General features: G+C 45.0%; 22 protein-coding genes. 5 read left to right on the forward strand and 17 right to left on the reverse strand.

The features are described 5' to 3' along the window. Positions 1 to 44: 44 nt before the first annotated feature. Positions 45 to 764, forward strand: a complete 720-nt coding sequence (locus ACTNA4_RS09585) for a gamma-glutamyl-gamma-aminobutyrate hydrolase family protein (protein ID WP_441029807.1) — start codon at positions 45 to 47, stop codon at positions 762 to 764. A gap of 395 nt (positions 765 to 1,159) precedes the next feature. Next, positions 1,160 to 2,029, forward strand: a complete 870-nt coding sequence (locus tag ACTNA4_RS09590; RefSeq protein WP_441018172.1) for a hypothetical protein — start codon at positions 1,160 to 1,162, stop codon at positions 2,027 to 2,029. 129 nt (positions 2,030 to 2,158) lie between these two features. On the opposite strand, the gene ACTNA4_RS09595 is transcribed toward ACTNA4_RS09590, so the two are convergent. The 5 genes from ACTNA4_RS09595 to tig form a co-directional block, all read right to left on the reverse strand. Beyond that, the gene (locus ACTNA4_RS09595) at positions 2,159 to 2,686 is read right to left on the reverse strand and encodes an alpha/beta hydrolase fold domain-containing protein (RefSeq protein WP_441026817.1); all 528 of its coding nucleotides are present in this window, start codon (positions 2,684 to 2,686) and stop codon (positions 2,159 to 2,161) included. A 462-nt stretch (positions 2,687 to 3,148) separates the two neighbouring features. Next, positions 3,149 to 4,240, reverse strand: coding sequence for a M42 family metallopeptidase (locus ACTNA4_RS09600; RefSeq protein WP_427807611.1), 1,092 nt, complete (start codon positions 4,238 to 4,240; stop codon positions 3,149 to 3,151). A gap of 22 nt (positions 4,241 to 4,262) precedes the next feature. Then, complete coding sequence (locus ACTNA4_RS09605; protein WP_427819594.1) at positions 4,263 to 5,039, reverse strand: HD domain-containing protein; 777 nt, start codon at positions 5,037 to 5,039, stop codon at positions 4,263 to 4,265. Between the two features lie 70 nt (positions 5,040 to 5,109). Next, the gene (locus ACTNA4_RS09610) at positions 5,110 to 5,760 is read right to left on the reverse strand and encodes an HAD family hydrolase (protein WP_441029809.1); all 651 of its coding nucleotides are present in this window, start codon (positions 5,758 to 5,760) and stop codon (positions 5,110 to 5,112) included. A gap of 27 nt (positions 5,761 to 5,787) precedes the next feature. Further along, positions 5,788 to 6,858, reverse strand: coding sequence for a trigger factor (gene tig / locus ACTNA4_RS09615; RefSeq protein ID WP_441029811.1), 1,071 nt, complete (start codon positions 6,856 to 6,858; stop codon positions 5,788 to 5,790). A gap of 247 nt (positions 6,859 to 7,105) precedes the next feature. Here tig and ACTNA4_RS09620 point away from each other — a divergent pair, with 247 nt between their 5' ends. Next, positions 7,106 to 7,558 carry a hypothetical protein gene (locus ACTNA4_RS09620; RefSeq protein ID WP_427807619.1) on the forward strand — a complete coding sequence of 151 codons (453 nt, stop codon included), beginning with the start codon at positions 7,106 to 7,108 and terminating at the stop codon, positions 7,556 to 7,558. A 65-nt stretch (positions 7,559 to 7,623) separates the two neighbouring features. On the opposite strand, the gene ACTNA4_RS09625 is transcribed toward ACTNA4_RS09620, so the two are convergent. From ACTNA4_RS09625 to ACTNA4_RS09680, 12 genes are all read right to left on the reverse strand, one after another. Then, complete coding sequence (locus tag ACTNA4_RS09625) at positions 7,624 to 8,088, reverse strand: DUF1934 domain-containing protein (protein ID WP_441029813.1); 465 nt, start codon at positions 8,086 to 8,088, stop codon at positions 7,624 to 7,626. A 21-nt stretch (positions 8,089 to 8,109) separates the two neighbouring features. Further along, complete coding sequence (gene pfkA / locus ACTNA4_RS09630) at positions 8,110 to 9,087, reverse strand: 6-phosphofructokinase (protein ID WP_427819589.1); 978 nt, start codon at positions 9,085 to 9,087, stop codon at positions 8,110 to 8,112. An 84-nt stretch (positions 9,088 to 9,171) separates the two neighbouring features. Continuing rightward, positions 9,172 to 12,648 carry a DNA polymerase III subunit alpha gene (locus ACTNA4_RS09635; RefSeq protein ID WP_441029815.1) on the reverse strand — a complete coding sequence of 1,159 codons (3,477 nt, stop codon included), beginning with the start codon at positions 12,646 to 12,648 and terminating at the stop codon, positions 9,172 to 9,174. 163 nt (positions 12,649 to 12,811) lie between these two features. Continuing rightward, entirely contained in the window at positions 12,812 to 13,045 is a 234-nt protein-coding gene (locus ACTNA4_RS09640; RefSeq protein ID WP_427807627.1) for a polya polymerase, read from the reverse strand. Positions 13,046 to 13,188: 143 nt separating this feature from the next. Continuing rightward, positions 13,189 to 14,010 (reverse strand): CvfB family protein, encoded by an 822-nt coding sequence (locus ACTNA4_RS09645; RefSeq protein WP_441029817.1) that lies wholly within the window; start codon positions 14,008 to 14,010, stop codon positions 13,189 to 13,191. A gap of 97 nt (positions 14,011 to 14,107) precedes the next feature. Continuing rightward, the gene (locus tag ACTNA4_RS09650; protein WP_441029819.1) at positions 14,108 to 14,809 is read right to left on the reverse strand and encodes an acyl-[acyl-carrier-protein] thioesterase; all 702 of its coding nucleotides are present in this window, start codon (positions 14,807 to 14,809) and stop codon (positions 14,108 to 14,110) included. 25 nt (positions 14,810 to 14,834) lie between these two features. Further along, positions 14,835 to 16,010: a cation diffusion facilitator family transporter gene (locus ACTNA4_RS09655; RefSeq protein ID WP_427807633.1), complete on the reverse strand. Its 1,176-nt coding sequence runs from the start codon at positions 16,008 to 16,010 to the stop codon at positions 14,835 to 14,837. A gap of 149 nt (positions 16,011 to 16,159) precedes the next feature. After that, entirely contained in the window at positions 16,160 to 16,840 is a 681-nt protein-coding gene (gene spoIIR, locus ACTNA4_RS09660) for a stage II sporulation protein R (protein ID WP_441029821.1), read from the reverse strand. Positions 16,841 to 16,934: 94 nt separating this feature from the next. Continuing rightward, on the reverse strand, positions 16,935 to 17,606 hold the full coding sequence (locus tag ACTNA4_RS09665) for a GntR family transcriptional regulator (protein ID WP_427819585.1): 672 nt from the start codon (positions 17,604 to 17,606) through the stop codon (positions 16,935 to 16,937). A gap of 2 nt (positions 17,607 to 17,608) precedes the next feature. Beyond that, positions 17,609 to 18,484, reverse strand: coding sequence for a 4-(cytidine 5'-diphospho)-2-C-methyl-D-erythritol kinase (gene ispE / locus ACTNA4_RS09670; RefSeq protein WP_427807639.1), 876 nt, complete (start codon positions 18,482 to 18,484; stop codon positions 17,609 to 17,611). A 35-nt stretch (positions 18,485 to 18,519) separates the two neighbouring features. Continuing rightward, the gene (locus ACTNA4_RS09675; RefSeq protein ID WP_441026807.1) at positions 18,520 to 20,079 is read right to left on the reverse strand and encodes a DUF3794 and LysM peptidoglycan-binding domain-containing protein; all 1,560 of its coding nucleotides are present in this window, start codon (positions 20,077 to 20,079) and stop codon (positions 18,520 to 18,522) included. 3 nt (positions 20,080 to 20,082) lie between these two features. After that, complete coding sequence (locus ACTNA4_RS09680; RefSeq protein WP_441029823.1) at positions 20,083 to 20,505, reverse strand: protease complex subunit PrcB family protein; 423 nt, start codon at positions 20,503 to 20,505, stop codon at positions 20,083 to 20,085. Between the two features lie 209 nt (positions 20,506 to 20,714). On the opposite strand from ACTNA4_RS09680, the gene ACTNA4_RS09685 reads away from it, so the two are divergent. Together ACTNA4_RS09685 and ACTNA4_RS09690 are read left to right on the forward strand one after the other, a co-directional pair. Further along, positions 20,715 to 21,449, forward strand: a complete 735-nt coding sequence (locus ACTNA4_RS09685; RefSeq protein WP_427807645.1) for a lysophospholipid acyltransferase family protein — start codon at positions 20,715 to 20,717, stop codon at positions 21,447 to 21,449. Positions 21,450 to 21,479: 30 nt separating this feature from the next. Then, positions 21,480 to 22,934 carry a nicotinate phosphoribosyltransferase gene (locus tag ACTNA4_RS09690; protein WP_427807647.1) on the forward strand — a complete coding sequence of 485 codons (1,455 nt, stop codon included), beginning with the start codon at positions 21,480 to 21,482 and terminating at the stop codon, positions 22,932 to 22,934. Positions 22,935 to 22,953: the final 19 nt, after the last annotated feature.

A 22,953-nucleotide genomic window follows, 5' to 3' on the forward strand; every position in this document is an offset into this window, starting at 1 on the left:
GACATATTCTGTAACAGCCTACAGCAAAAAGGAGGGCTTTGGAAATGAATCCTGTGATTGGAATTCTGACATGTGGAATGAAGGATAAACAACATTTTGTACCAGACAGCTATGTGACTGCCATCCGGCTCTCAGGCGGACTTCCCATACTGATCCCCGTATTTCCGCCGGACTGGGATGTCACCGGTATTCTTTCACTCTGTGACGGTTTTCTTCTTCCAGGAGGCGGCGATTTCACACCACTTCTTTTCGACGAGAATCCTCTCCCGGGTATCGGAGAAACAAACCTGGAACTGGATGTATTCCAAATTCATTTCACAGAAGAAATTTTAAAATTACGAAAACCACTATTAGGTATCTGTCGTGGTATGCAGCTTATAAATCTGGCTGCCGGAGGAACCATATATCAGGATCTCTCACTCCAGCCCGGAACTCCATTTCTGCATACGCAAACCTCGCAGAACAGAAGTGATGTCAGTCATCAGGTATTTATTGAAAAAGAAAGTCTTCTGCACACGATCACAGGAGACTCTCTTTATACCAACAGTTTTCATCATCAAAGCATACATCTGACCGGAGAAAATGTGATTGCCTGCGCACATACCTCAGACGGAACGGTAGAAGCTATAGAACTTATTGGACATCCCTTCGCCGTAGGAGTACAGTGGCATCCGGAAGCCATGTTCTTCCATTCTTCGGCCATGAGGAAATTATTTTCCTGCTTTGTCCGGAAGGCGTTACAATTGGCACGTAGCCCGCAGTAAATGCTAGCTACTGTGTGAAACATAATTGGAAAACATCTAATCAGTAGATAAACCTAAAAATTCCTATAGCATTTCCTAATTCTATGTGATACAATTTCTTCAAAGCATTAAATCAGATTCTTTTATGCGTAATCATCGCATCTGAACATTCTTGAAATTTTCTAATTCATGAAATCTCGATGCTTTTATTCCCATACAACAGCAGAGAGGTTTCAAAGGAAACGGCTTTCGGTATTCTGTTTTTTGGCCTCCTGCACAATTTCAAAGGAGGTTATTATATGAACAAAACAGGAAAAAACGAGCTCCAAAACAGCTTCCAGACAGAAACGGTCCCTGCGGAAGCTGCGCAGGTGCAGCCCCATGCAAACCGCATCTATAAAGCCAGAATCTTCGAGATGTTGTTTAGTGATAAGAAAGAACTGCTTGGACTTTATAATGCAACTGGAAAGACCAATTACACAGACCCAGAACTGTTGGAAATTAACACACTGGAAAATGCAATCTATATGGCAATGCACAATGATATCTCATTTATCATTGATTCCAGATTGTCACTGTATGAGCACCAATCCACTTATAGCCCGAACCTTCCGCTTCGATATCTGATGTATATAGCAGACTTATATTCAGTTCTTACCAGGAAAGAAAATTTATACGGACATAAGGCAGTTATGATTCCTGTTCCATTTTTCGTAATATTCTACAATGGCGAAGAGCAATTGCCTGACAGGGTTCTGCTGCCACTGTCAGACTTGTTCAAAACTCCGAAGTCGTTTCTGAACAATGAGGAATATAAAGAACTATATCCTGCACTGGAATTGAAAGCTCTTCTTTTGAACATCAATCCGGGCCATAATCAGGAACTTATGAATTCTTGCAAAACGTTAAAAGATTATTCTGAATATACAGCAAGAGTAAGACAGTACGCGAAAGTAATGAATCTGGAAGATGCAGTGGAACGAGCAATTACAGAGTGTATTGCAGAAGGAATTCTTTCAGATTTTCTGGAGAAAAACAGAGCGGAGGCGAAGAGTGTGAGTATTTATGAATATGATCAGGAACGGCATCTACGGCAAGAACGTGAAGAAGCCAGAGAAGAAGGTGAGAAAATCGGGAGAGAAGCTGGCATACGGGCATTCGTCATCGATCATATTGAGGAAGGCATGCCCCCCGAAAAAAGCATCTTAAAATTACAAAAGCTTTTTTCTCTGACAAACGAAGAGGCGAAAAGCTATTACGAAGAGTATTCACAGACGAATTGCTAAAAATGACGCGGAGAAAGATAAAACTCCTCTCCGCGTCATATATTTTCGCAATATTTATGATAACCGTATATCTCTAGAGGAACTTCCGAGTGAATGAATTGATATGCTTTTCATATCATTATTCCCATTTTAATGTTCCGGCATAAATCTGGCCATCTCATCGATACAGTCTTCGCACTGAGGATAAACTCCCGCGTTATCAAAATATGCATGGCCAAATCCCTTATACAATACCGCCGTAGTATCCACCCCGGCATTATGCAGCTTCACCGCATACCCAAGTGTCTCCAGCTTCAGGAAATCATGTTCTCCGACCGTCACAAATGTCGGTGGATTTTTCTTCGGATCTCTCGTATATGGATTCAGATAATCATTCTTTGCATCGCCCGTTCCGAGTATGGCTTCCAGCCCGTCCGTCATTCCTCCGAACATGCCGATCATTTTGGTAAGTCCTCTTTTCTGTTTCGGTGCCATCTCAAACTGATCCATGGACGGATGATAATATTCATCTTCCACCTTTGCCATGTTGAGCGTCGGATACAGAAGCATCTGTCCTCTCACCATATGCGCACCATCTTCCCAGTCTCTGGTTGTACAATACTGTGTCAGATTGCCGCCTGCGCTGTCTCCGCCTACAAAGATCCGTCTTTGCCACAAACATTTTTACGGACTCTTCTACGATGCCCGGATGACCGCCAAAGAAACCGCCTCCGTGAATGTAATAGAGGATTGATCCGTTCTTTTATTTTCTGAAGCAAATCTTCTGAATATTTTTTCATCTTACTTCGTTCCTATTCGATATTTTCCGACACGCTCATCGCAAATGACTCCACTATAATTCATTCGAAATGCAAAATCATATGTATTTCCTTCACTGTCCGTACTTCTCCTCCTTTTATGAACACTTATTCACGTTCTATTCATAATTCTTTTAAATTCTTATCACAGTTTTATCACATTTTTCCCGTATACTAATAATCAAACAAAGGCAATAACTTTTTCATATAAATTTTTTCTTTTTCATAAACGCCGATGCTCAGTTCGCTGGGCATCGGCACTCCTCATTTTATAGGGTTTTCTTTGTAAAACTCTTATTAAAAAGACATTTCATCTGTTCCACTAAAATGACCGAATCACTTCTTCCGACATAGAACGCACCACTTCAACCGCGAGCTGAACCGTCGCCTCAAAATCATAATAAGACGTAATTCCATTTGGTGAATGAATGTATCGCACCGGAACTCCCACAACGATTGCAGGGATTCCATCCATTGCGGTGTTGATGATCGCTCCGTTGTTTCCGCCTCCTTCCCGTACGGAAGCCTGAACGGCCAGGTGCTTTTCTTCTGCCAGATCCAGCACATATCTCTGATACCGCGGAGAGCAGATTACCGAGCAGTCCATAAAGCGGAGCATCGGGCCTTTCTTCAGCGCCGTCTGAATCGCATAGGGTTCTGTAAAGGTATCGTCAGCCGGACAGCCTTCAAAGCAAAGTGCGATCTGCGGCGCAACCTTGTTCACCGCAACTCTTACGCCTCTTTCTCCGACTTCTTCCTGAGAAGAAAGGACTCCGACCAGATCCACCGCCAGTTCTTCTTCTGCAAGCCTTCGCATCGTCTCGATCAGCGCCGCACATCCGATTCGGCAATCAAATCCTTTGCCCATCATAATATCATGCTGCTCATCATAAGTAAATGAGACATCCGGAACTACAGGTTCGCCGATCCGTATTCCGAAATTCTCCACTGCATCCTCTTTGCTCACAGCTCCCACGTCGATCACCAGGGACTGGATATCCGTGCTTCCTCCTGCCTGACGCTCCGCCGGGGTCATAAAATGTGGTGGTTTCGATGCCACAATGCCCGGTATATATTTCCCATAACGATTGCGTACCAGTACCTTCGATGCCGGAAGTGCCTGATCGGTCCATCTTCCGAGGGTCACGAAGCGCAGTGTTCCATTCGGCTTGATGGAATGAACCATCAAGCCCACTTCATCACTGTGGGCATCCAACATCATAACCGGCTTATTTCCTGTATTTTTTCTACGATACAAATAGAGATTTCTCAGACAGTCTTCCTCAGTCTGTACGAATTCTTCTCCGTATTTTTTTGCAGTCAGGATCACCTCATCCTCAAATCCGGATGCCCCCGCCGCATCCGTCAGCTCCTGAATCATGCGTATGGTGTTCTCGTTCTTTTCTCTTTCCATTTTTCCTTCACCTCGTAATATTTTATATATGATCATCCGTCATCCGACGGGCATATTCCAGAATCTGCTGTTCCAGCATTTCCATTTTAGCACGGGTTTCCGGATTCTTATATGTGATCCGGTGTATGATCTGTGAAATATAATCGTTCTCCAGAATGATTTCCATCGTTTCCTTATAATTAATATCATAAAAATACGCTACATAAGACACCCAGTAGTCCATGGATGTTTTTCGACTTTCTGAAAGAATGGATTTCTGTTCCTGGCAGGATCTCCAGACTTCGTCACTGATCACATCCTGCCCCGGCACATCAAGCGGTTTCTCCAGAAGTGTTTCCAGTTTTTCTTCCAGCTTCACACGGCAGTTATCCAGTTTGTCTGCATCACGGATTATTTTAGCGTGCATGAGTGTCCGCTCATCTTCTATTCCTTCCAACTGAAAATCACTGTGCCGGTCGATCGCCATGTAAATGATATCATCCCAAGTGTCTTCTTCAAGAAATTCCCGGATCATTCCCTGCCGGAACAAAATCTCAGCTCCGTATTTTGCATGGTTCATCATCCCCGGATCAAAACTATTGAAACGTTTTAACTGTTCAAAACGCCCGATGTCATGAAGTAATCCTATCATTTTCGCAAGATCTGTATCCTCTTCGGACAACTTCATTCTTCGCGCGATTTCACCACTGCATTCTACCACCTGATACGTATGTATGATTTTCAGATTGATCTTATCGTCCGCACGGTCATAACCGTCCAGATACTCCTCGAATTTCTGTTTTGCTCTTTCAAAATCCATCTCATCACCTCAAAACGCAGGAGGCTTCCGGCATACATCGGATGCTGTTCCTGCATTTTACTCTTTCCTTTTATTTTAACATCAGAAGTTCCGGAATCTCTCCCAGATTCTTTACCACATAATCCGCCATTTCTGCAGTCTCTTTCGTCGGTTCGGTGAGATCCGGCACCATCACGACATGGCAGCCGGCACTCCATGCAGCACGGACACCATTCGGTGAATCCTCTGCCGCAAGACATTCCTCCGGTTTCTTTCTGATCTTCTCGCAGGCATGAAGATATACATCCGGACAGGGTTTCCCATTTTCCACCATGGAGGCGCTGATAATTTCATCAAAAAGATCCGCAAATCCGACCATCTTCAGATAGCGCACTGCCCGCGTCTCCTCTGTCGCAGTCACGACCGCAGTCTGAAAACCTCGTCTTCTCAGTTCTGTGAGCGTCTCTCTCACAAACGGCTTCGTCTCAAGTCCATATTTCTCAATATGTTTTGCCATAAGCTGCTGCCTGCGTCCCCGGATCCCGTCATAATCAAAATCCGCCCCGTACATTTCCTTTGCTTTCACTCTGGCAAATTTTGCATCCAGACTCCGAAACAGATACGCGTCCTCCAGAGACATCCTGTATCCGGCTTCGCGCATTGCCTTCTGCTTGTAGACCGTCAGGTATTTCTCCGTATCGATCAAAATCCCATCCATATCGAATAACACTGCTTTTATCATGAATTGTCCTCTTTCTTCTTGTGAGCGCTAATTCTCGTCCTTCTTCTCAACCTGTTTACAATTATCTGCGAGATAGTCCTGCACAAGATCCATCTTTGCCATCTGCTCTAAATCTTCCAGACTTCCGTAAGATTCCATAACGGATTTCAGCTCCTCAACGCTTCCGTAACCGGTCTGCTGGGCATATTCTTCGTATTTCTTATCGAGCGCTTCATCCGAAACATCGATCTTTGCTTTTTCAATCACCAGATCCATCACCAACAGCTCTTTAAGGCGTTCCTTCGCTGCTTTTGTCAGTTCTGTCTGATACGTCTCTTCATCCATTTCCAGATACGTATCTCTGTACTCTTCAAATTCCACACCGTAATAAGCCGCATTCTGTTCCATCTGCCCCTGAATCGTATCTATCATTTCCTGAAGTTCATCCTGCGGATATTTGGTCACCTGGGCATTCTCCATCAACGCATCCCACGCACTGCTTTTCAGCATGTTTCTGGCTGATGATTCGTTGTTTTCCTTCAGGAACTCGCGCACTTCCTGTTTATATTCTTCAACGGTTGAAGCGGTATCAGAAAGCGTCTTCACAAGCTCATCCGTCAGCTCCGGCACATGAACTTCAGTGATTCCTTTTACCGTAACAGTAAAGACAACCGGCTTTCCTGAAAAATCCGGGTTATTCGGGTATGGGTCCGGGAATGTCAGATTCAGATCAAATGTCTCGCCGATCCCATGTCCCACAATTCCTTCTTCAAAACCATCTATAAAACTGTTGGATCCTAACGTCAGAGGAGCATCCACTGCCGAACCTCCATCAAACGGCACTCCATCCATCTTGCCTTCATAATCAATCGTAACAGTATCTCCGTCCAGCGCTGCACGGTCTGTTACTTCTGTGGATGTAGAATTTGCTTCACACATACTCTGAACATAGCTTTCCACATCTTCATCCGTTACTTCTTCCGCTTCCTGCTTCTCAACCTCCAGCCCTTTATACTGGCTGATCGTTACATAATCATTGGAAATTTTGCCGGAGCATCCGCCAAGGATCACAGCGGACGCACACAGTCCCGCAACCAGCGAAACAAATTTCTTTTTCATATTTTACACCTCATAGTCTTCTTATTTGTATCTGTTCGAAATGAGACCCAAGCTGTTGTTGCTCCACATATCGACACACCTTTTTTGCAGACACATACATTTTGATTATATGACAATTTTTTTAAAATGGAAAGGGATTTCATGCTAATTTAATAACTGTCTTTTTGCGAATCACGAAACCGCTTGCGCCCCCCGACAAATAATGGTACAATGTCATATGGATAATATGTATTAGGAGGACGGGATCATGAGCAAAGTGACAATCGTTTTACTGGTAATTCTGGTAATTTTAATCATTGTTGTAGTTGCCTTATATTTCCTGGGTAAGAAAGCGGAGAAGAAACAGGCAGAGCAGCAGGAGATCATGGACGCTGCCGCACAACAGGTGACTATGCTGATTATCGATAAAGGTAAGATGCGCCTTAAAGATGCCGGTTTTCCTGCAGTTGTAATGGAAAGCACACCGAAATATCTTCGCCGTTCCAAAGTTCCGGTTGTTAAAGCCAAAGTCGGACCGAAGATCATGAACCTGATGTGTGACGCTGCGATCTATGACCTCATTCCGGTCAAGAAAGAGGTTAAAGCAACCGTAAGCGGCATTTACATAACAGCCGTAAGAGGACTGCGCGGACCACTCGAAGCCCCGAAGAAAAAGAAAGGTTTCTTTGCACGCTTCAAGAAAGACGAGACAAAGAAATAATATTCATGGCAAAAAAATGACGTCAGTGTAACAACATTGACGTCATTCTTTTTATAATTTATTTTCTATTTCAGCACACGATCCGCCGCCTGCTTCGGTCGGATATTCATGGATATCCGGCAGTCGGCCATAGCTTCATGATTGATGTCCAGACCATACTCCACTTCCACCCAAATCAGGTCATCCGTTACGTTGACATCCATATCACGGGTATGAATCCCCACCTGGATCTGTCCATACGGAGTATCGTAATAAGTCAGATTCGACTTATTCTTCTCAAATACCATATGTGCATGGGTAAGCCCGCTCTTCATGATCTCGAGCGTATCAGTTCCGGTAATCTTAACCTTGTTCTTGATTACCCCCGGCATTCCCTCAACCAATTCGTCATATATGACATAATGCTTGTCGTTTTTCAAAAAATAGCTTGCCGGGGTGATCACTTCGATCGGTTCATTCTCTTCATCCCCGTTTTCCATAAACTCCATCTGATGGAGTCCGGAAATCGTAAGTAAAACCTCTTGCGTCATACAATCTTTCCAATCAATTATTTATAATGCGAGCTGCTGTGCGATATCGTACTGGTACTGCGGAATTCCTTTCTGCATTGCCAGTGCTTCATTGATGTCGAAATCAATGTACTCGCCATGTTTATATCCTACTACTCGGTTCGTCTTTCCTTCCAGAAGGAGATCTACGGCCATCGCACCCATGATGGAAGCGTATACACGGTCTTTCGCTGTCGGGCTTCCTCCACGCTGCATGTGTCCGAGGATCGTTGCACGGGTCTCCATACCTGTCTCCTCTTCGATTCTCTTAGCCATATTCATAGAATCTCCGATACCTTCGGCATTGATAATGATATAATGCTTCTTACCGCGCTTTCTGTTTTCCTTGATATCTGCCACGATCTTCTCTTCGTTGTAATCGTGTTCCTCCGGAAGAAGAATTCTCTCTGCACCATTGGCAATTCCGCACCATAATGCAAGGTATCCGGCGTCACGTCCCATAACCTCAATGATACTGCATCTTTCATGAGATGTAGATGTATCACGTACCTTATCGATTGCTTCCATAGCTGTATTAACAGCAGTATCAAATCCAATCGTGTATTCTGTACAGGCAATGTCAAGGTCGATCGTTCCCGGAAGTCCGATCGTATTTACACCATAATCAGAAAGCTTCTGGGCCCCTTTGAAAGAACCGTCTCCTCCAATAACTACCAGACCGTCGATTCCGTACTTCTTGCAGATCGCTGCTGCCTTCTGCTGTCCCTCAATGGTACGCATCTCTTCGCAACGTGCTGTCTGAAGAATCGTTCCACCTCTCTGGATCGTATCCGATACATCTCTGGCACTTAAATCAATAATCTCTTCGTTGAGAAGTCCTGAATATCCTCTTCTGATTCCGCGTACCTTGAGGCCTTTTCCTAAAGCTGTCCTTACTACCGCACGGATCGCCGCATTCATTCCCGGTGCATCTCCACCGCTGGTCAACACTCCGATTGTTCTGATAATTTTTTCTGCCATGATATGTTTTCCTCCGTCTCCTTCTGTTGTAGGATTTTAAAGTATGCCAAATAATTCACATTCTCAAGTTACATTGTACTCTATTTAATACATCTTTTCAATGGGTTTTTCCACTACTTTTGCACAAGATTCTCCAAAATAATTCGTCAACCTGCTCAAGATTCCCGGCTCTATTTTAATATTCCTGTTCTTCGGAAGACGCTTTACGGCACGTTCCGCTTTGCAGTAAATGACCACCGCATCATCCCCCTCGCTGTCCGCTATCATCGCGAACAAATGCTTTTCATCAGCAAGATATGCCGCCTTATTCTCATATTGAAGCCAGAGTTCTTTCCTTGTTCTCTCAAATGGGATGATTTCCTCACAGATCAGTTTGCTGGCATTATCGTCCTCCTCGGAAACTCTTCCCTTCACAAAGACTTTGCTGTCCTCCTGGAGATACTGCTGATTTTTCTCGTAATCTCTCGGGAAAATCACGACCTCCACGGTTCCCATCAGATCCTCTATGGTGATAAATGCCATGGTCTGGTTCTTTTTTGTGTATTTGATCGTTTTCGAAGTGATCATTCCTCCGATGATCTCTTTCGCACCGTCACGCACCTTTGTCACGCCGGTCTCCTCATCCAGCTGAAAATCCTGTGTGGTAGCCGAAATATTGTTTCTCCATTTTTCTTCGTATTCCTCCAGTGGATGTCCGCTCAGGTATACGCCCAGAACTTCTTTTTCAAAAGCGAGAAGCGTCTCCTTCTGATATTCTCCCACATCCGGCAGAGTTATCTCGAATTCTTTCTTCTGCTCTTCATCAACAATATCGAACAGTGACATCTGACCGGTCATAGAATATTTCTTCTCCTGATTCACCTGATCCATAACACGGATATAGATCATCATGAGCTGCTTCCGGGTTCCTTTCAGACTGTCAAACGCACCGGACTTAATGAAATTCTCCACGGTTCGTTTGTTCACTTCTTTGTTGGAAAGCCGTTCAATGAAGTCTTTCAGATTTTTAAATTCTCCCCTCAGTTTTCTCTCTTCGATAATAGATTCGATGACCGGACGCCCAATGCTTTTAATCGCAGCCAGACCATAACGAATGTTTCCGTTATCCACTGAGAAATTACCTACTCCGCGATTAATATCCGGAGGCAGGATCTTAATTCCCATCTGCCTGCAGCTGTAAATATATTCTGCCACCTTTCCCGGATTATCGATAACGGATGTCATAAGAGCCGCCATGTATTCCACCGGATGATAATATTTCAGATAGGCCGTCTGATATGCGACAACTGCATATGCCGCCGCATGCGACTTGTTAAATGCGTACTTTGCGAAATCGATCATCTCATTGTAGATTTTATTTGCAATCTCCTCCGAAATTCCATTTGCCACGCATCCCGGAACGTTCTCTTCCGGATTGCCGTAGACAAAATTCTGGCGCTCTCTCTGCATCACATCCGCTTTTTTCTTACTCATCGCACGGCGCAGAAGGTCACTTCGCCCCAGCGTATATCCGGCCAGATCCCGCACGATCTGCATAACCTGTTCCTGATAAACGATACAGCCGTATGTAGGTTCCAGGATCGGCTCCAGCTGCGGGCAGTCATAGGTGATAAGTTCCGGGTGATTCTTTCCTTTTATATATTGCGGAATGAAATCCATCGGCCCCGGGCGGTACAGAGAGATTCCCGCGATAATATCTTCCAGACTCTGCGGCTTCAGTTCCTTCATGAAGCTCTTCATCCCCGCACTTTCCAGCTGGAAGACTCCGTCCGTCTTGCCGCTTCCCAGAAGCTCCATCACCGCCGGGTCATTGTAATCCAGCTCTTCCGGAATGATCCGCTCTCCGGTACTCTCCTCCACCAGGTTGATCGCATCCTGAATCACAGTCAGTGTGCGCAGTCCCAGAAAATCCATTTTCAGAAGTCCCAGTTCTTCCAATGTAGTCATGGTAAACTGAGTGATCACCGTATTATCCGCCCCCAGAGCCAGCGGAACGAATTCGTCTACATTTTTCTGGCAGATTACAACACCTGCCGCATGCATGGATGTATGTCTCGGCAAACCTTCCAGGCGCTTTGACATATCGATCAGTTCCTTCACCTGCGGATTCTCATCATATAACTTCTTAAGTTCCGGATTCATTTTCAGGGCTTTGTCCAGCGTAATATTCAGTTCCTTCGGAACCATCTTGGAGATGGAATCCACAAATGCATACGGAAGGTCCATGACACGTCCCACATCGCGGATCACGCCCCGGGCCTGCAGAGTACCAAAGGTAACGATCTGTGCCACCTGATCTTTGCCATATTTGCGCACAACATAATCAATGACTTCCTGCCTTCTCTCGAAGCAGAAATCCACGTCAATATCCGGCATGGACACACGTTCCGGATTCAGAAAACGCTCAAAAAGAAGCTGATACCGAATGGGATCAATATTCGTGATCCCCAGGGTATACGCCACGATACTTCCGGCCGCCGATCCACGGCCCGGTCCTACCATGATTCCATTTTCCCTTGCGAAATGAATAAAGTCCCAGACGATCAGGAAGTAGTCAACATATCCCATGTTTTTGATGACACCCAATTCATAATTAAGGCGGTCCACCAGTTCCTGTCCCGGCTCACCATACCGTTTTTCCAATCCGTCAAAACATAATTTGTTCAGATATTCCCAGGAAGTAAACCCATCCGGCACGTCGAACTTCGGCAGCTTCGTCACACCGAATTCAATCTCTACATGGCACCGGTCCGCAATCTTCTGTGTATTTTCCAGCGCCTGAAGCGCATAGGGAAAGAGTGCCGCCATTTCTTCCTTCGATTTCACATAATACTGTCCGCCTTCATAGCGCATCCGGTCTTCATCGGCAAGCTTCTTTCCCGTCTGCAGGCACAACAGAATATCGTGGGGCTTTTCATCCTCCGCGTAAGTATAATGTACGTCGTTTGTCGCCACCAGTTCAATTCCGGTTTCCTCCGCAAGCCTAAGAAGCTGCTGATTCACGATCGACTGTTCCGGAATTCCATGGTCCTGAAGTTCCAGAAAGAAATTCCCCTTTCCGAAAATCTTCTCATAACGAAGCGCTGCCTTTCGTCCTTCGTCGTAAAGTCCTCTAAGCAGATTTTTCTGAACCTCTCCCGCAAGGCATGCACTGAGCGCGATGATTCCCTCGTGATACTGCTCCAGAACCTCATAATCCACCCTTGGCTTATAATAGTAACCCTCTGTAAATCCGCGTGAAACGATCTTCATCAGATTAGAATACCCCGTATTGTTTTCGGCAAGCAGCACCAGATGATAATATCGGTCCTCGTCACGCCCCACCGACTCTTTATCAAAACGGGATCCGGGAGCAACATAAACCTCGCACCCCAGCACCGGATTGATCCCGGCCGCGCGCGCGGCACGGTAGAACTCAATGACACCAAACATGACGCCGTGATCTGTGATCGCGGCGGCTGTCATACCAAGTTCTTTCACTCTGTTCACATATTCTTTGATCTTATTGGAACCGTCCAGCAAACTGTATTCTGTATGGACATGTAAATGCGCGAAATTCATAATGAACCACCTGTTTTCCTTTCTTTCCCTATTATAAACAATACCGGATTTTATTACAATCAAAACAGACATCCATTTTGGGAAACATAAAAAAAACGCCGCCCCGCAGAATATGCAGGACAGCAGCCTTTTATCACTTTTATATGATTCAATCTATGATCTATTAGCCGTTGATCATGAACGAAACCAGTTTATCGATATCTTCTTTCTCATATGCGATGATTTCCAGTTCCGGAATTTCTCCGTTAGAGAAGATATTTGCCATGGAAACATACTGAGATAATTTTGATTTCAGATTCAGTCTGTCGCCTTCTCCTGTAACAAGTTCTACCTTTCCTGAACAGCTGTCAACTACCTTAAAAAACTTTTCAATGTTCGTAATATTCTGTACCTTCATATTGCACATCTCCTTTTCTTTTTCACCATTTCTTCGCCTTACAAGTTCAATATAATCAAAAATTTAACAAATTGCAAGTGCTTTTTTTATTTTCAGCGTTTTGTGAAATATATACAATTTCACATGGTATTTTTTGTGTGTTTTTACTTTAATACAATCTTATCCGCAAGAATCTCAATCTTGCGTTCTTTATAGAGATGTCCCACTGCCCGCTTGAATGCGTTCTTGCTGATTCCGAATTCCTTCTTGATCCGCTCCGCATCCGCTTTGTCATTAAATGGAAGTTTTCCGCCGCATTCTTCGATTTTCTGAAGTACCATCAGGGCATCTTTATCCATCTGGATAAATGCTTTCTCCCGCACACTTAAGTTCAGCTTCCCGTCCGGCTTCACTTCCGTTACTCTGGCAGTGATGCGCATACCCGGCCGAAGTCCCGGAGTTACCTCCCTCTTCGGAATCAGCGCGGAGTACTGATCATCCACTGCAACAAACATACCGAAATTATCGCTGCCCTCGTAAATGATTCCTTCCACCCGGTCATCCTTCTGATATGGTGAATCTTTTCTGAGATGCTCATATACTTTCATCGTCGCGCAAAGTCTTTCACTTTTATCCACGTAAAGTGTAACCAGACATTCATCCCCCGGCTTTACTTTAAATGTCTGTTCCCGGAACGGAAGAAAGAGATCCTTCTCCAGTCCCCAATCCAGAAACGCGCCAAACTTTCCTACCTGCAGCACACTCAGCACCGCCAGTCCGCCCAGCATCAGCTTCGGCTCATTCGTTGTTGCAATCAGCCTGTCCGAGGAATCTTTATAAAGAAAGACCTCCACCGGATCCCCCGGTTCAATGCCGTCCGGAACCTGCTTCTTCGGAAGCAGTACCTTCTCTTTTTCACTTCCGAGATATACGCCAAAATCCACCTGCTTAACTACAGTTAATACCTGCTTTTTTCCTAATTCCATTTCTCTTTATCCTTTCACAAAACAGGCTTCTTCTGTGCCCGGTTTGATTCTATTTTATATTACACTGTTCTCTCCATAATGGCAAGGCACTTCTTACCTATTCAAACTCCACCACCGCAAAAATTCCACCGTTTTCATCGCAGAGTTCTATGACTTTTCGCAGCGCTTCCACAGCCGTTCTCGGGTAAATAACATCCCCCATAACCGCTGATCTCTTATATTCCACCCGCACCTGTGATGCGCGCTCACACTCCGGCATGACTTCCAACGCCATCTGGATATACTGACAGTTATTCACATGCTCATTCGTATCGATCTGGGAACGCCGTACCGGAAACCTTTCTTTTGGAACGGTCTCTTTGGGCAACGCGATTTTCCGGGATGCGTATTCCATTTTCAGAGTTTCTTCCTCTCCATATGCAGCAATTTCCTGTTCATCCGGCCTTGCAGGGCGTCCTTTTCTGATATCCATATATACCCAGATGGAGTTGGCGTATGCCAGCACTTCGCCGTCTTTGGTACGCATGCGGAAATTACGTGTCCCGCACATTTTCTCAAATCCCGTAGGCCATGTCTCGATCTGGATCTCTTCTCCCATTTTCGGATAACGCTCCACAACGATCTGCCAGGATGACAGGATCCAGGCTTTCCCTTTTTCCTTCAGTGCTTCAATCCCTAGTCCGAGAGACTCGGAGTGGAACGTACTGCAGTCCTGAAAATAATTGACAAGCGCCGGAAGGGTCATCATCTCTGTATGATCGATCTCACTGAACCGTACTCTGCTTTCAAATCTATACATTCACATTCTCCTCTTTTACTTTCTTCTACTCTGCGACAAAACTATTTTCCAGTGTGATCACGCATTGATAGCGCTTATCAATCTCCTGCATTCTCTCGATCACACGTATCATCAGTTCATCTCCCTTTTTTTCCGAATATTCTCTCGGGACCACCAGATCAAAAATAAGATTGATCTGATCCTCACCTTTTACCATTCGGAAATCATGAATACTGCAGCGGGAGTCTAACTCTTCTACTGCTTTCTCCGTTTTCTTTCTGACTTTCAGTACTGTCTGATCTTCTGTCTCCAACGGATCCATATGTATCACAAGGAAAATGCCGAGTTCCTTTGCCGCATCCCTTTCGATCCGGTCAATGATCTCGTGGGAAACCTCAATCGACACATTATTTGGAACCTCCGCATGAATACTTGCCATGCTTCTTCCCGGTCCGTAATTATGTACGATCAAGTCGTGGCTCCCCATGATCCCGTCATATTTTTCCACAAATTTCTTGATTCTCCGATAATCTTCCGGTGTCGTTGCCTCTCCGATCAGCGGTTCCAGCGTATCTCTCGCAATTCCGATTCCTGCCCACATCACTACCAGGGAAACGCCCAGACCTACAAAGCCGTCAATGTTGATCCCCGTCACTTTCCAAAACAGGATGGAAACTACCGTAGCCGCAGTTGCAATGACATCTCCAAGAGAGTCCGCCGCCGTTGCCATCATAACCTGAGAATCGATTTTTTTGCCAAGCTTCTTATTGAACATTCCAAGCCAGAGCTTAACCAGAATGGACATTCCAAGGATCACGATAGAAACCATCTGGAAACGGAGTTCCTCCGGATGTCTGATTTTACTGATCGAGTCTTTAAAAAAAGTAAATCCCACTTCAATTACAAGAAAGGCCACGATTAACGCCGCCACATATTCGATTCTGCCATGTCCAAATGGATGATCTTCGTCTGCCGGCTTTTCTGCCATTTTCACTCCGACAAGTCCGATGATCGAAGATCCCGCGTCGGAAAGATTGTTAAATGCATCCGCCATGACAGAAACACTGTGCAGGAGCATTCCAACCATCATCTTTGCCAGGGACAACAGCACATTACAGGCAATACCCACACCGCTGGCAAGCACCCCGTAAGCTGTACGTACAGAAATATTATCCGTATCCTCATAGTTCTTTACAAACATCTTCACCAACAAATCCGTCATTATATTTTCCCCTTTCGTAAAAGGACCGTCAACCCGGTGGCTGACGGACACATTATTTCATTATTATCTTATTCATCATAAATGACCAAAGGTATACACATTTTACCACCTTTTCCTGAAATTGCAAATGACTTTCTTCGGGATTCTTTTTATTTTTCTCCCAGGAAGAACCATTTAATCTTGAATTCTGTTCCGACTGTGATCAATTCATATTCTTCTTCTGTAAGCACTGATTCCAGTTCTTTTTTTCCTTCTTCCGGAACGATTGCATGCACGCAGTCTACAAAACAAAGATTCGGATACAATGCACACCACCAGTTTTGTCCTTTGGCCTCTCCTATTTCGATACGCAATGCTTCATATTCTCCCGCAGGAAATGTAACATCTCCGTATGTTTTATCCGGGAAACTGTACCAACCTACACTTGCCCGGACCGGGTATGCATATCCCTCGTCCAGTACAGTCTGTTTGGCAGCCTCTTCAATGTCATCTAAATGTTCTTCTGCCCACACTTTCGTTTCCTTCGCATTTTTAGCATCCGGCAATTCTTTTTTCATATACGCAATTACGGAATTTTTAACTTTCAGCTTCAGCTCCTGATCCTCCTGGCTGTCACTGTTGGCAAGTACATGAAAGCGAAACACTTCCCCAGCCAGACTTTTCTGCACTTCCTGTACCTTGTCAGTAGTCTGACCGATCCGCATCACGCTTCCGGTCAATAGCAACCCGAGAAGAGCCGCCAGCATCAGACGCACTCCCACCTTAAGCCAATGTTTCCATCCCGTATGTTCTACCTTATATTCTTCCGGCAGATAGATTTTCCTTTCCATCGTTATGTACCTCCCGATAAAACAGCTTTCATTTCTGATATTTTCTATCCGGAGTATACACAAAAAAGACAGGTCTTATTCAGACCTGCCCTCACTATTTTTCTTCCAGCACATATCCTACCGATTTTGCCTGATAATCAATATGTCTTCTGACGATATCTTTCGCTGCTTCTTTATTTCTCTTTTCCACACAATCAATAATTATATCATGTTCTGCCAGAAGCTGCGGATAACATTCTTTTAATTTCAAATGTTCCACTCTCAGACGATACATTTGTTCTCTGAGATTGTTCAGCAAAAGAATCAGTCTCTGATTATTCGTTGCGATATACAGGATATCATGAAACTTTTCATCCGCCTCGGCAATCTGTGTCACATCACCAGTTTTCAATGTACGCTCAAATTCTTTCGCAGCCACTCGCATCTCAGCGATCTGTTCCTTGCCGATCCTTTCACATGCCAGCTCAGCCGCCAGTTCTTCCAGCGCCTTTCTTACTTCCAGAACATCCATCATATTCTTTCTGGTGATCTCGGCCACTTCAGCTCCCTTTCTCGGGATCATTAGTACAAGTCCTTCCAGTTCCAGCTTCCGAATGGCCTCCCTGATCGGGGTCCGGCTCACTCCAAGCTTATTGGCAAGCTGAATTTCCATCAGACGTTCCCCCGGCTTCAATTCACCACGCAGGATTGCTCTGCGGAGTGTATTAAATACCACATCTCTGAGTGGCAGATATTCATCCATATCCAGCCTTAAATTCGCATCCATATTTAGCTCCTCCTGACATTGTGTACATTAACGACATATACCTGACGCGCCAATCCCTGCTTTTTCAAATGGTTATATGCCGCTTTTGCCGTTTTCCTATCCTTGAAGATTCCGAAGACTGTCGGTCCGCTGCCACTCATCATCGCCCCCAGAGCTCCTTTTGCCAGCATACACTTCTTGATGCGTGCAATGACCGGATACTCTTCAATCGTGACATTCTCCAGAACATTTCCCATTGAAGCTGCGATTGTTTCGAGATTCCCCGTCTCCAGTCCATCCAGAATCCCATCGATATCCGGATGCACTGTGATTTCTCTGGAATCCAGCTTCTCGTATACCATTTTTGTGGAAACACTGATCGGTGGTTTTGCTATGAGGATCTGGCATTTCGGCATAGGCGGAAGCGGTGTCAACTTCTCTCCGATTCCCTCCGCAAGCACCGTTCCCCGCATGATACAGTACGGCACATCCGCCCCCAGTTTTACGCCCCGATCCATCAGTGCCTTCTGATCAAGCCCCAGTTGATACATGCGGTTCATTCCGTAAAGCACAGCCGCCGCATTTGAGCTCCCTCCTGCCATTCCGGCCGCTACAGGGATACGTTTTTCCAGCGAGATCTTAATTCCTCCCGGAAGCTGGAATTCGTCCATCAGCATCTGGGCCGCTTTCCAGGCAATGTTATTTTCATCCGTCGGGAGATAGAACAAATTAGACTCGATCTCAATCCCGGGTTCCGGCTTCTTCTGTAAAATCACATTGTCATACAGATACAATGTCTGCATGATCATCCGTACGTCATGATATCCGTTCTCACGCCTACCCAGAACATCCAGTCCCAAATTAATCTTCCCCAGTGCCTTCAGTTCCAATTTCTCCATGAGATTTCTCCTTTTGTATCTTGTATACATTATGCTTATAGTATACTCATATTTTCCTTAAAAATCAATATTTTTTGACCTTCTTTTAGTGTTTCAGAGGTCATTTCATTGATTTCCATAATCCCCTCTTTGGTCGTGTAATAACGCTTCGCAAGGCTCCACAGATCATCACCTTTTTTTACAATATATCCTGTGATTCCGGGACGTTTTCCCATACGCACTTCATCGAATGGCTGAAATGCAAGTGCAGTGATGACATCCGTTTTTACCGGACGTCTAAGGAAACTGTTGAAGCTCAGGACTGACTTGATTTCCACCTCGTCATTTCCGGAAAGATCGATCGCAAGCTGCTCCATCCTGCAGGTAATGTCATAACGCAGATCCGGGCATGTTTTTCCACCCTCAAGCAAATAGGAAAACGGGACCATTCCCTGCCACATATCAAACGGAACCAGATCATTCGCTTTTACATAAAGAAAATTTACATGCAGGATTCCTTCAATCTGTACCCCGTCCGGGACCACTTCCATGTGTTCTACCTGCATCGTTCCGCTGCTGTGGCAGATCTGCAGAATTTCATCTTTCAGTTCCGGCAGATTCAGGCGTTCATTGATCTTGCACCTGGACTGATTTTGCAGGATCAGTTCCTCATAAACAGTCTCTCTGCGTTCCGGAATGCATTCCTGTTCTAAAGAGTATACGTCTTCCAATATCGCCGTTTTTTCTTCCTCATAAATCAAGATCCGAAGCTCCAGCGCGGCCTCAATTCCAAGTGCACGCATCTCTCCATCTTCGTCCATCCGCATTTCCACACCCACATCTGAAAGATCGGCATATACATGATGATAGAGGCTTTCATCTGCCCCCATGCATTCCACTCTGCCCTCAAATGATACCGTCTGCTCCACCCAGTCCAGCTTGCCTTCCTGAGATTCATAAAAGCAGAAGATCTGCAGATCCCCGTCAAGAATCAGCGCATCCTGAGATAATTTCGTATCCAGTTTTCTCAGTGCGGTGTCCGTCCACAGCAACGTACCGATATTCTCTTTCGTTCCGGGAATGGTGATTTCCTCTTTGATGCGGTAGACATCCCTCTTACTGGTATGCAGCTGGAGCAATTCTAGCGGACGCATTTTCTTATATAAGTTTCCTTCTTCTTCCACATCGATCGTCGTCTCTTCATCCGTCACACACTCTGTATGTACCGAAAGCTCCGCTACAGCCTTGACTGACAACTTCCGTGAATGGATCACCGATGCCATAAACTCAACTCTGGAAGGCTGAACGATATAGTCCCCCTGCCCTTCTTCTTCCATATAAATCATTTCCTCAAACGGGATTCTCCCTTCCAGAGAAGACAGCTGCATCTCTCCCGTATCTGCCGCGTAAAGTACACGGAAATATAATTTTCCCGCAACGCGCAGATAATTTTCTACTTTTCTGACCTCTTCTATCTTCAGTCTTCCTTCTCCGTAGATCACTCTTCCGACATCATTTTTACTATCCGGTACGTTAAAATCATCATCGATTGTAAATTGATCCACCACTGTTTTGCCCAAAATATTTGTCCTTATTCGCTTCTTAATTAATTCCATATCCTATTCCTCCTTGTTTTCCTGAAATACAACATGTTTCTCCTCCCAGTCCACTTGAATCACCACATATGGAAAAGAAGGCTTTTCACTGACTTTCTCGCCTTGCGCCGGTCCCTGCAGTGTCGTATGAATATAAATAGCATTTTCCGTCTCCTGACATCTATCAACCAGAATCTGATACCCCCCGGTTGTTTTCTCTCCGTATCCCTGTCCTATATAGAGGTACTCGCCATCGCCCCAGGTCAGTCGGAACGGTTCCTCTTTTTTCGCTTCAATCAATGCCTTCATTTCATCCGGTATGTCATCCTCTTCCACAATGGCAAATTCCAATTTCTCCATTCCTTCCCTCTCTTTTCTCTCAATCGAACATCCCGCACACAGACCAAGCATTAACAAACATACCATCACACCAACCCTGCCCGCCACAACTCGACTCCCACGTTCAATTTCCAATCTCCCTAATATCATATTATCTTTCTTGTATTTTCATTCCTCGGATAGTATAATGTAAAGATACTAGGTTGCAGGATCAATCCGTGGTAGCCCGGAACCCCAAGCACTTTGGTCATGCTTGCATGATACTGCAGGACCTTGGCAGCCACCATCATCCATCCCAGAAAGAGAGGATTCCACAAATGATACGTTTCTTGTGCGTAGCAATTTTTTTGATTCTTTATTTAATCTTATCCATTCCCGTTTTTCTGATTGAATGGATCATCGGAAAATTTAACCGGGAAGCACGCGATCTCAGCTCACTGCGCATCGTCCAGTGGGGATTCAAAGTCATTTTAAAGATGACAGGCGTTAAAGTCACAGTCATCGGCGAAGAAAACGTTCCTGACGAACCGGTACTTTTTATCGGAAATCACAGAAGCTTTTTTGATATTCTTCTGACTTATTCGCGCTGTCGCCGTCTGACCGGCTATGTTGCCAAAAAAGAAATGGAGAATATTCCGCTTCTTTCCACATGGATGCGGTATCTCTACTGCCTGTTCCTTGACAGAGATAATATAAAAGAAGGGCTCAAAACGATCCTTCAGGCAATCGACTATGTCAAAAAAGGAATTTCAATCTGCATTTTCCCGGAAGGTACTCGTAATAAAGGGGAAGAATTAAGTATGCTTCCTTTCCATGACGGTTCCTTCAAAATTGCTGAAAAGACAGGCTGTGCCATTGTTCCGATAAGCATGAACAACACCGCTGAAATTTTTGAAAATCATTTTCCCCGTATTAAAAAAACACATGTTGTTCTGGAATACGGGAAACCCATTTATCCAAATGAACTGGATAAGGATACAAAAAAGCATCTCGGTAAATATTGTCAGAACATCATTCAGGAAACAATCAACCGAAATGCCAAATTAGTCTAACTCCAAAGACAAGGAAAAGAGGTAATGGATATGAACAGTAGAAACCTGACACTATTGACCGACCTGTATGAACTGACCATGATGCAGGGCTATTTTGAAAGACAGGAGAACGAAGTCGTTGTCTTCGATGTTTTTTTTCGCAACAATCCCTGTAATTCCGGCTATTCGATCGCAGCCGGGCTGGAACAGGTCATTGAGTATATTAAGAATCTGAACTTCAGTTATGACGATGTGGATTATCTTCGCAAACTGGGGATTTTCTCAGAAGACTTTCTGCAGTATTTAAGCGGTTATCATTTTACCGGAAGCATTTATGCGATTCCGGAAGGCAGCGTAATCTTCCCGAAGGAGCCGCTTCTCAAGGTAATCGCTCCGATCATGGAAGCTCAGCTTGTGGAAACTGCGATCCTGAACATCATTAACCATCAGTCCCTGATTGCAACGAAAACCTCCCGTATTGTATTTGCTGCCGGAGACGGCGGTGTCATGGAATTCGGGCTTCGCCGTGCCCAGGGGCCGGATGCGGGAATCTACGGTGCACGTGCGGCGATGATCGCGGGCTGTGTCGGAACTTCCAACGTTCTCACCGGTCAGATGTTTGATGTGCCTGTTATGGGCACGCATGCGCACAGCTGGATCATGAGCTTTCCGGATGAATATACTGCATTTAAAACTTATGCGGAAATGTATCCGAACTGCTGCACACTTCTGGTAGATACCTACGACACCCTGAAATCCGGTGTCCCGAATGCGATCCGTGTATTTGATGAAATGAAAGCCGCCGGAGTGAGCCCGATGAAGATCGGAATCCGACTGGACAGCGGAGACCTGGCATACCTCTCCAAAAAGGCACGTAAAATGTTAGATGAAGCCGGTCATCCTGAAGCAACGATCTGTGCATCCAACGATCTGGATGAATATCTGATCCACGATCTCAAGATTCAGGGTGCGGCCATCGATTCTTGGGGTGTCGGAACCAATCTGATCACCTCCAAAGACTGCCCGTCCTTCGGTGGCGTATACAAGCTTGCCGCCATTCAGAATAAGGACGGTGAATTTATACCGAAGATCAAGCTTTCTGAAAATACCGAGAAAATTACCAACCCGGGAAATAAAACGATTTTCCGTATTTATGAGAAAGAAAACGGCAAGATCAAAGCTGACCTGATCTGTTTTGCCGATGAGACCATCGATACTTCCAAGGATCTTCTCCTTTTCGACCCTGTCGAGACCTGGAAAAAGACAAAGCTCAAAGGCGGCACCTATACGGTTCGTGAAATGATGGTTCCTATTTTCATCAACGGAGCATGCGTCTACGATTCTCCGAGTGTCAAAGAAATTGCCGCATACTGTCGCAAGGAGAAAGACACCCTCTGGGATGAGACAAAACGTCTCTTCTATCCACACAATGTTTATGTGGATTTGTCAGACCGGCTGTATGCAGTCAAGAAAGAACTGCTTGACAAAATGAGTGTGACTGACTAACCAACTTAAAAGAAATTAC

Origin of the sequence: Bariatricus sp. HCP28S3_A7 (assembly GCF_052066375.1) — a bacterium.
Lineage (GTDB): Bacteria > Bacillota > Clostridia > Lachnospirales > Lachnospiraceae > Allocoprococcus.

Coding starts and splice junctions, on each gene's coding strand:
- ACTNA4_RS09585 (WP_441029807.1), top strand. CDS start 45: ATGAATCCTGTGATTGGAATTCTGACATGTGGAATGAAGGATAAACAA.
- ACTNA4_RS09590 (WP_441018172.1), top strand. CDS start 1,160: ATGTTGTTTAGTGATAAGAAAGAACTGCTTGGACTTTATAATGCAACT.
- ACTNA4_RS09600 (WP_427807611.1), bottom strand. CDS start 4,240: ATGGAAAGAGAAAAGAACGAGAACACCATACGCATGATTCAGGAGCTG.
- ACTNA4_RS09605 (WP_427819594.1), bottom strand. CDS start 5,039: ATGGATTTTGAAAGAGCAAAACAGAAATTCGAGGAGTATCTGGACGGT.
- ACTNA4_RS09610 (WP_441029809.1), bottom strand. CDS start 5,760: ATGATAAAAGCAGTGTTATTCGATATGGATGGGATTTTGATCGATACG.
- tig (WP_441029811.1), bottom strand. CDS start 6,858: ATGAAAAAGAAATTTGTTTCGCTGGTTGCGGGACTGTGTGCGTCCGCT.
- ACTNA4_RS09620 (WP_427807619.1), top strand. CDS start 7,106: ATGAGCAAAGTGACAATCGTTTTACTGGTAATTCTGGTAATTTTAATC.
- ACTNA4_RS09625 (WP_441029813.1), bottom strand. CDS start 8,088: ATGACGCAAGAGGTTTTACTTACGATTTCCGGACTCCATCAGATGGAG.
- pfkA (WP_427819589.1), bottom strand. CDS start 9,087: ATGGCAGAAAAAATTATCAGAACAATCGGAGTGTTGACCAGCGGTGGA.
- ACTNA4_RS09635 (WP_441029815.1), bottom strand. CDS start 12,648: ATGAATTTCGCGCATTTACATGTCCATACAGAATACAGTTTGCTGGAC.
- ACTNA4_RS09640 (WP_427807627.1), bottom strand. CDS start 13,045: ATGAAGGTACAGAATATTACGAACATTGAAAAGTTTTTTAAGGTAGTT.
- ACTNA4_RS09645 (WP_441029817.1), bottom strand. CDS start 14,010: ATGGAATTAGGAAAAAAGCAGGTATTAACTGTAGTTAAGCAGGTGGAT.
- ACTNA4_RS09650 (WP_441029819.1), bottom strand. CDS start 14,809: ATGTATAGATTTGAAAGCAGAGTACGGTTCAGTGAGATCGATCATACA.
- ACTNA4_RS09655 (WP_427807633.1), bottom strand. CDS start 16,010: ATGACGGATTTGTTGGTGAAGATGTTTGTAAAGAACTATGAGGATACG.
- spoIIR (WP_441029821.1), bottom strand. CDS start 16,840: ATGGAAAGGAAAATCTATCTGCCGGAAGAATATAAGGTAGAACATACG.
- ACTNA4_RS09665 (WP_427819585.1), bottom strand. CDS start 17,606: ATGGATGCGAATTTAAGGCTGGATATGGATGAATATCTGCCACTCAGA.
- ispE (WP_427807639.1), bottom strand. CDS start 18,484: ATGGAGAAATTGGAACTGAAGGCACTGGGGAAGATTAATTTGGGACTG.
- ACTNA4_RS09675 (WP_441026807.1), bottom strand. CDS start 20,079: ATGGAATTAATTAAGAAGCGAATAAGGACAAATATTTTGGGCAAAACA.
- ACTNA4_RS09685 (WP_427807645.1), top strand. CDS start 20,715: ATGATACGTTTCTTGTGCGTAGCAATTTTTTTGATTCTTTATTTAATC.
- ACTNA4_RS09690 (WP_427807647.1), top strand. CDS start 21,480: ATGAACAGTAGAAACCTGACACTATTGACCGACCTGTATGAACTGACC.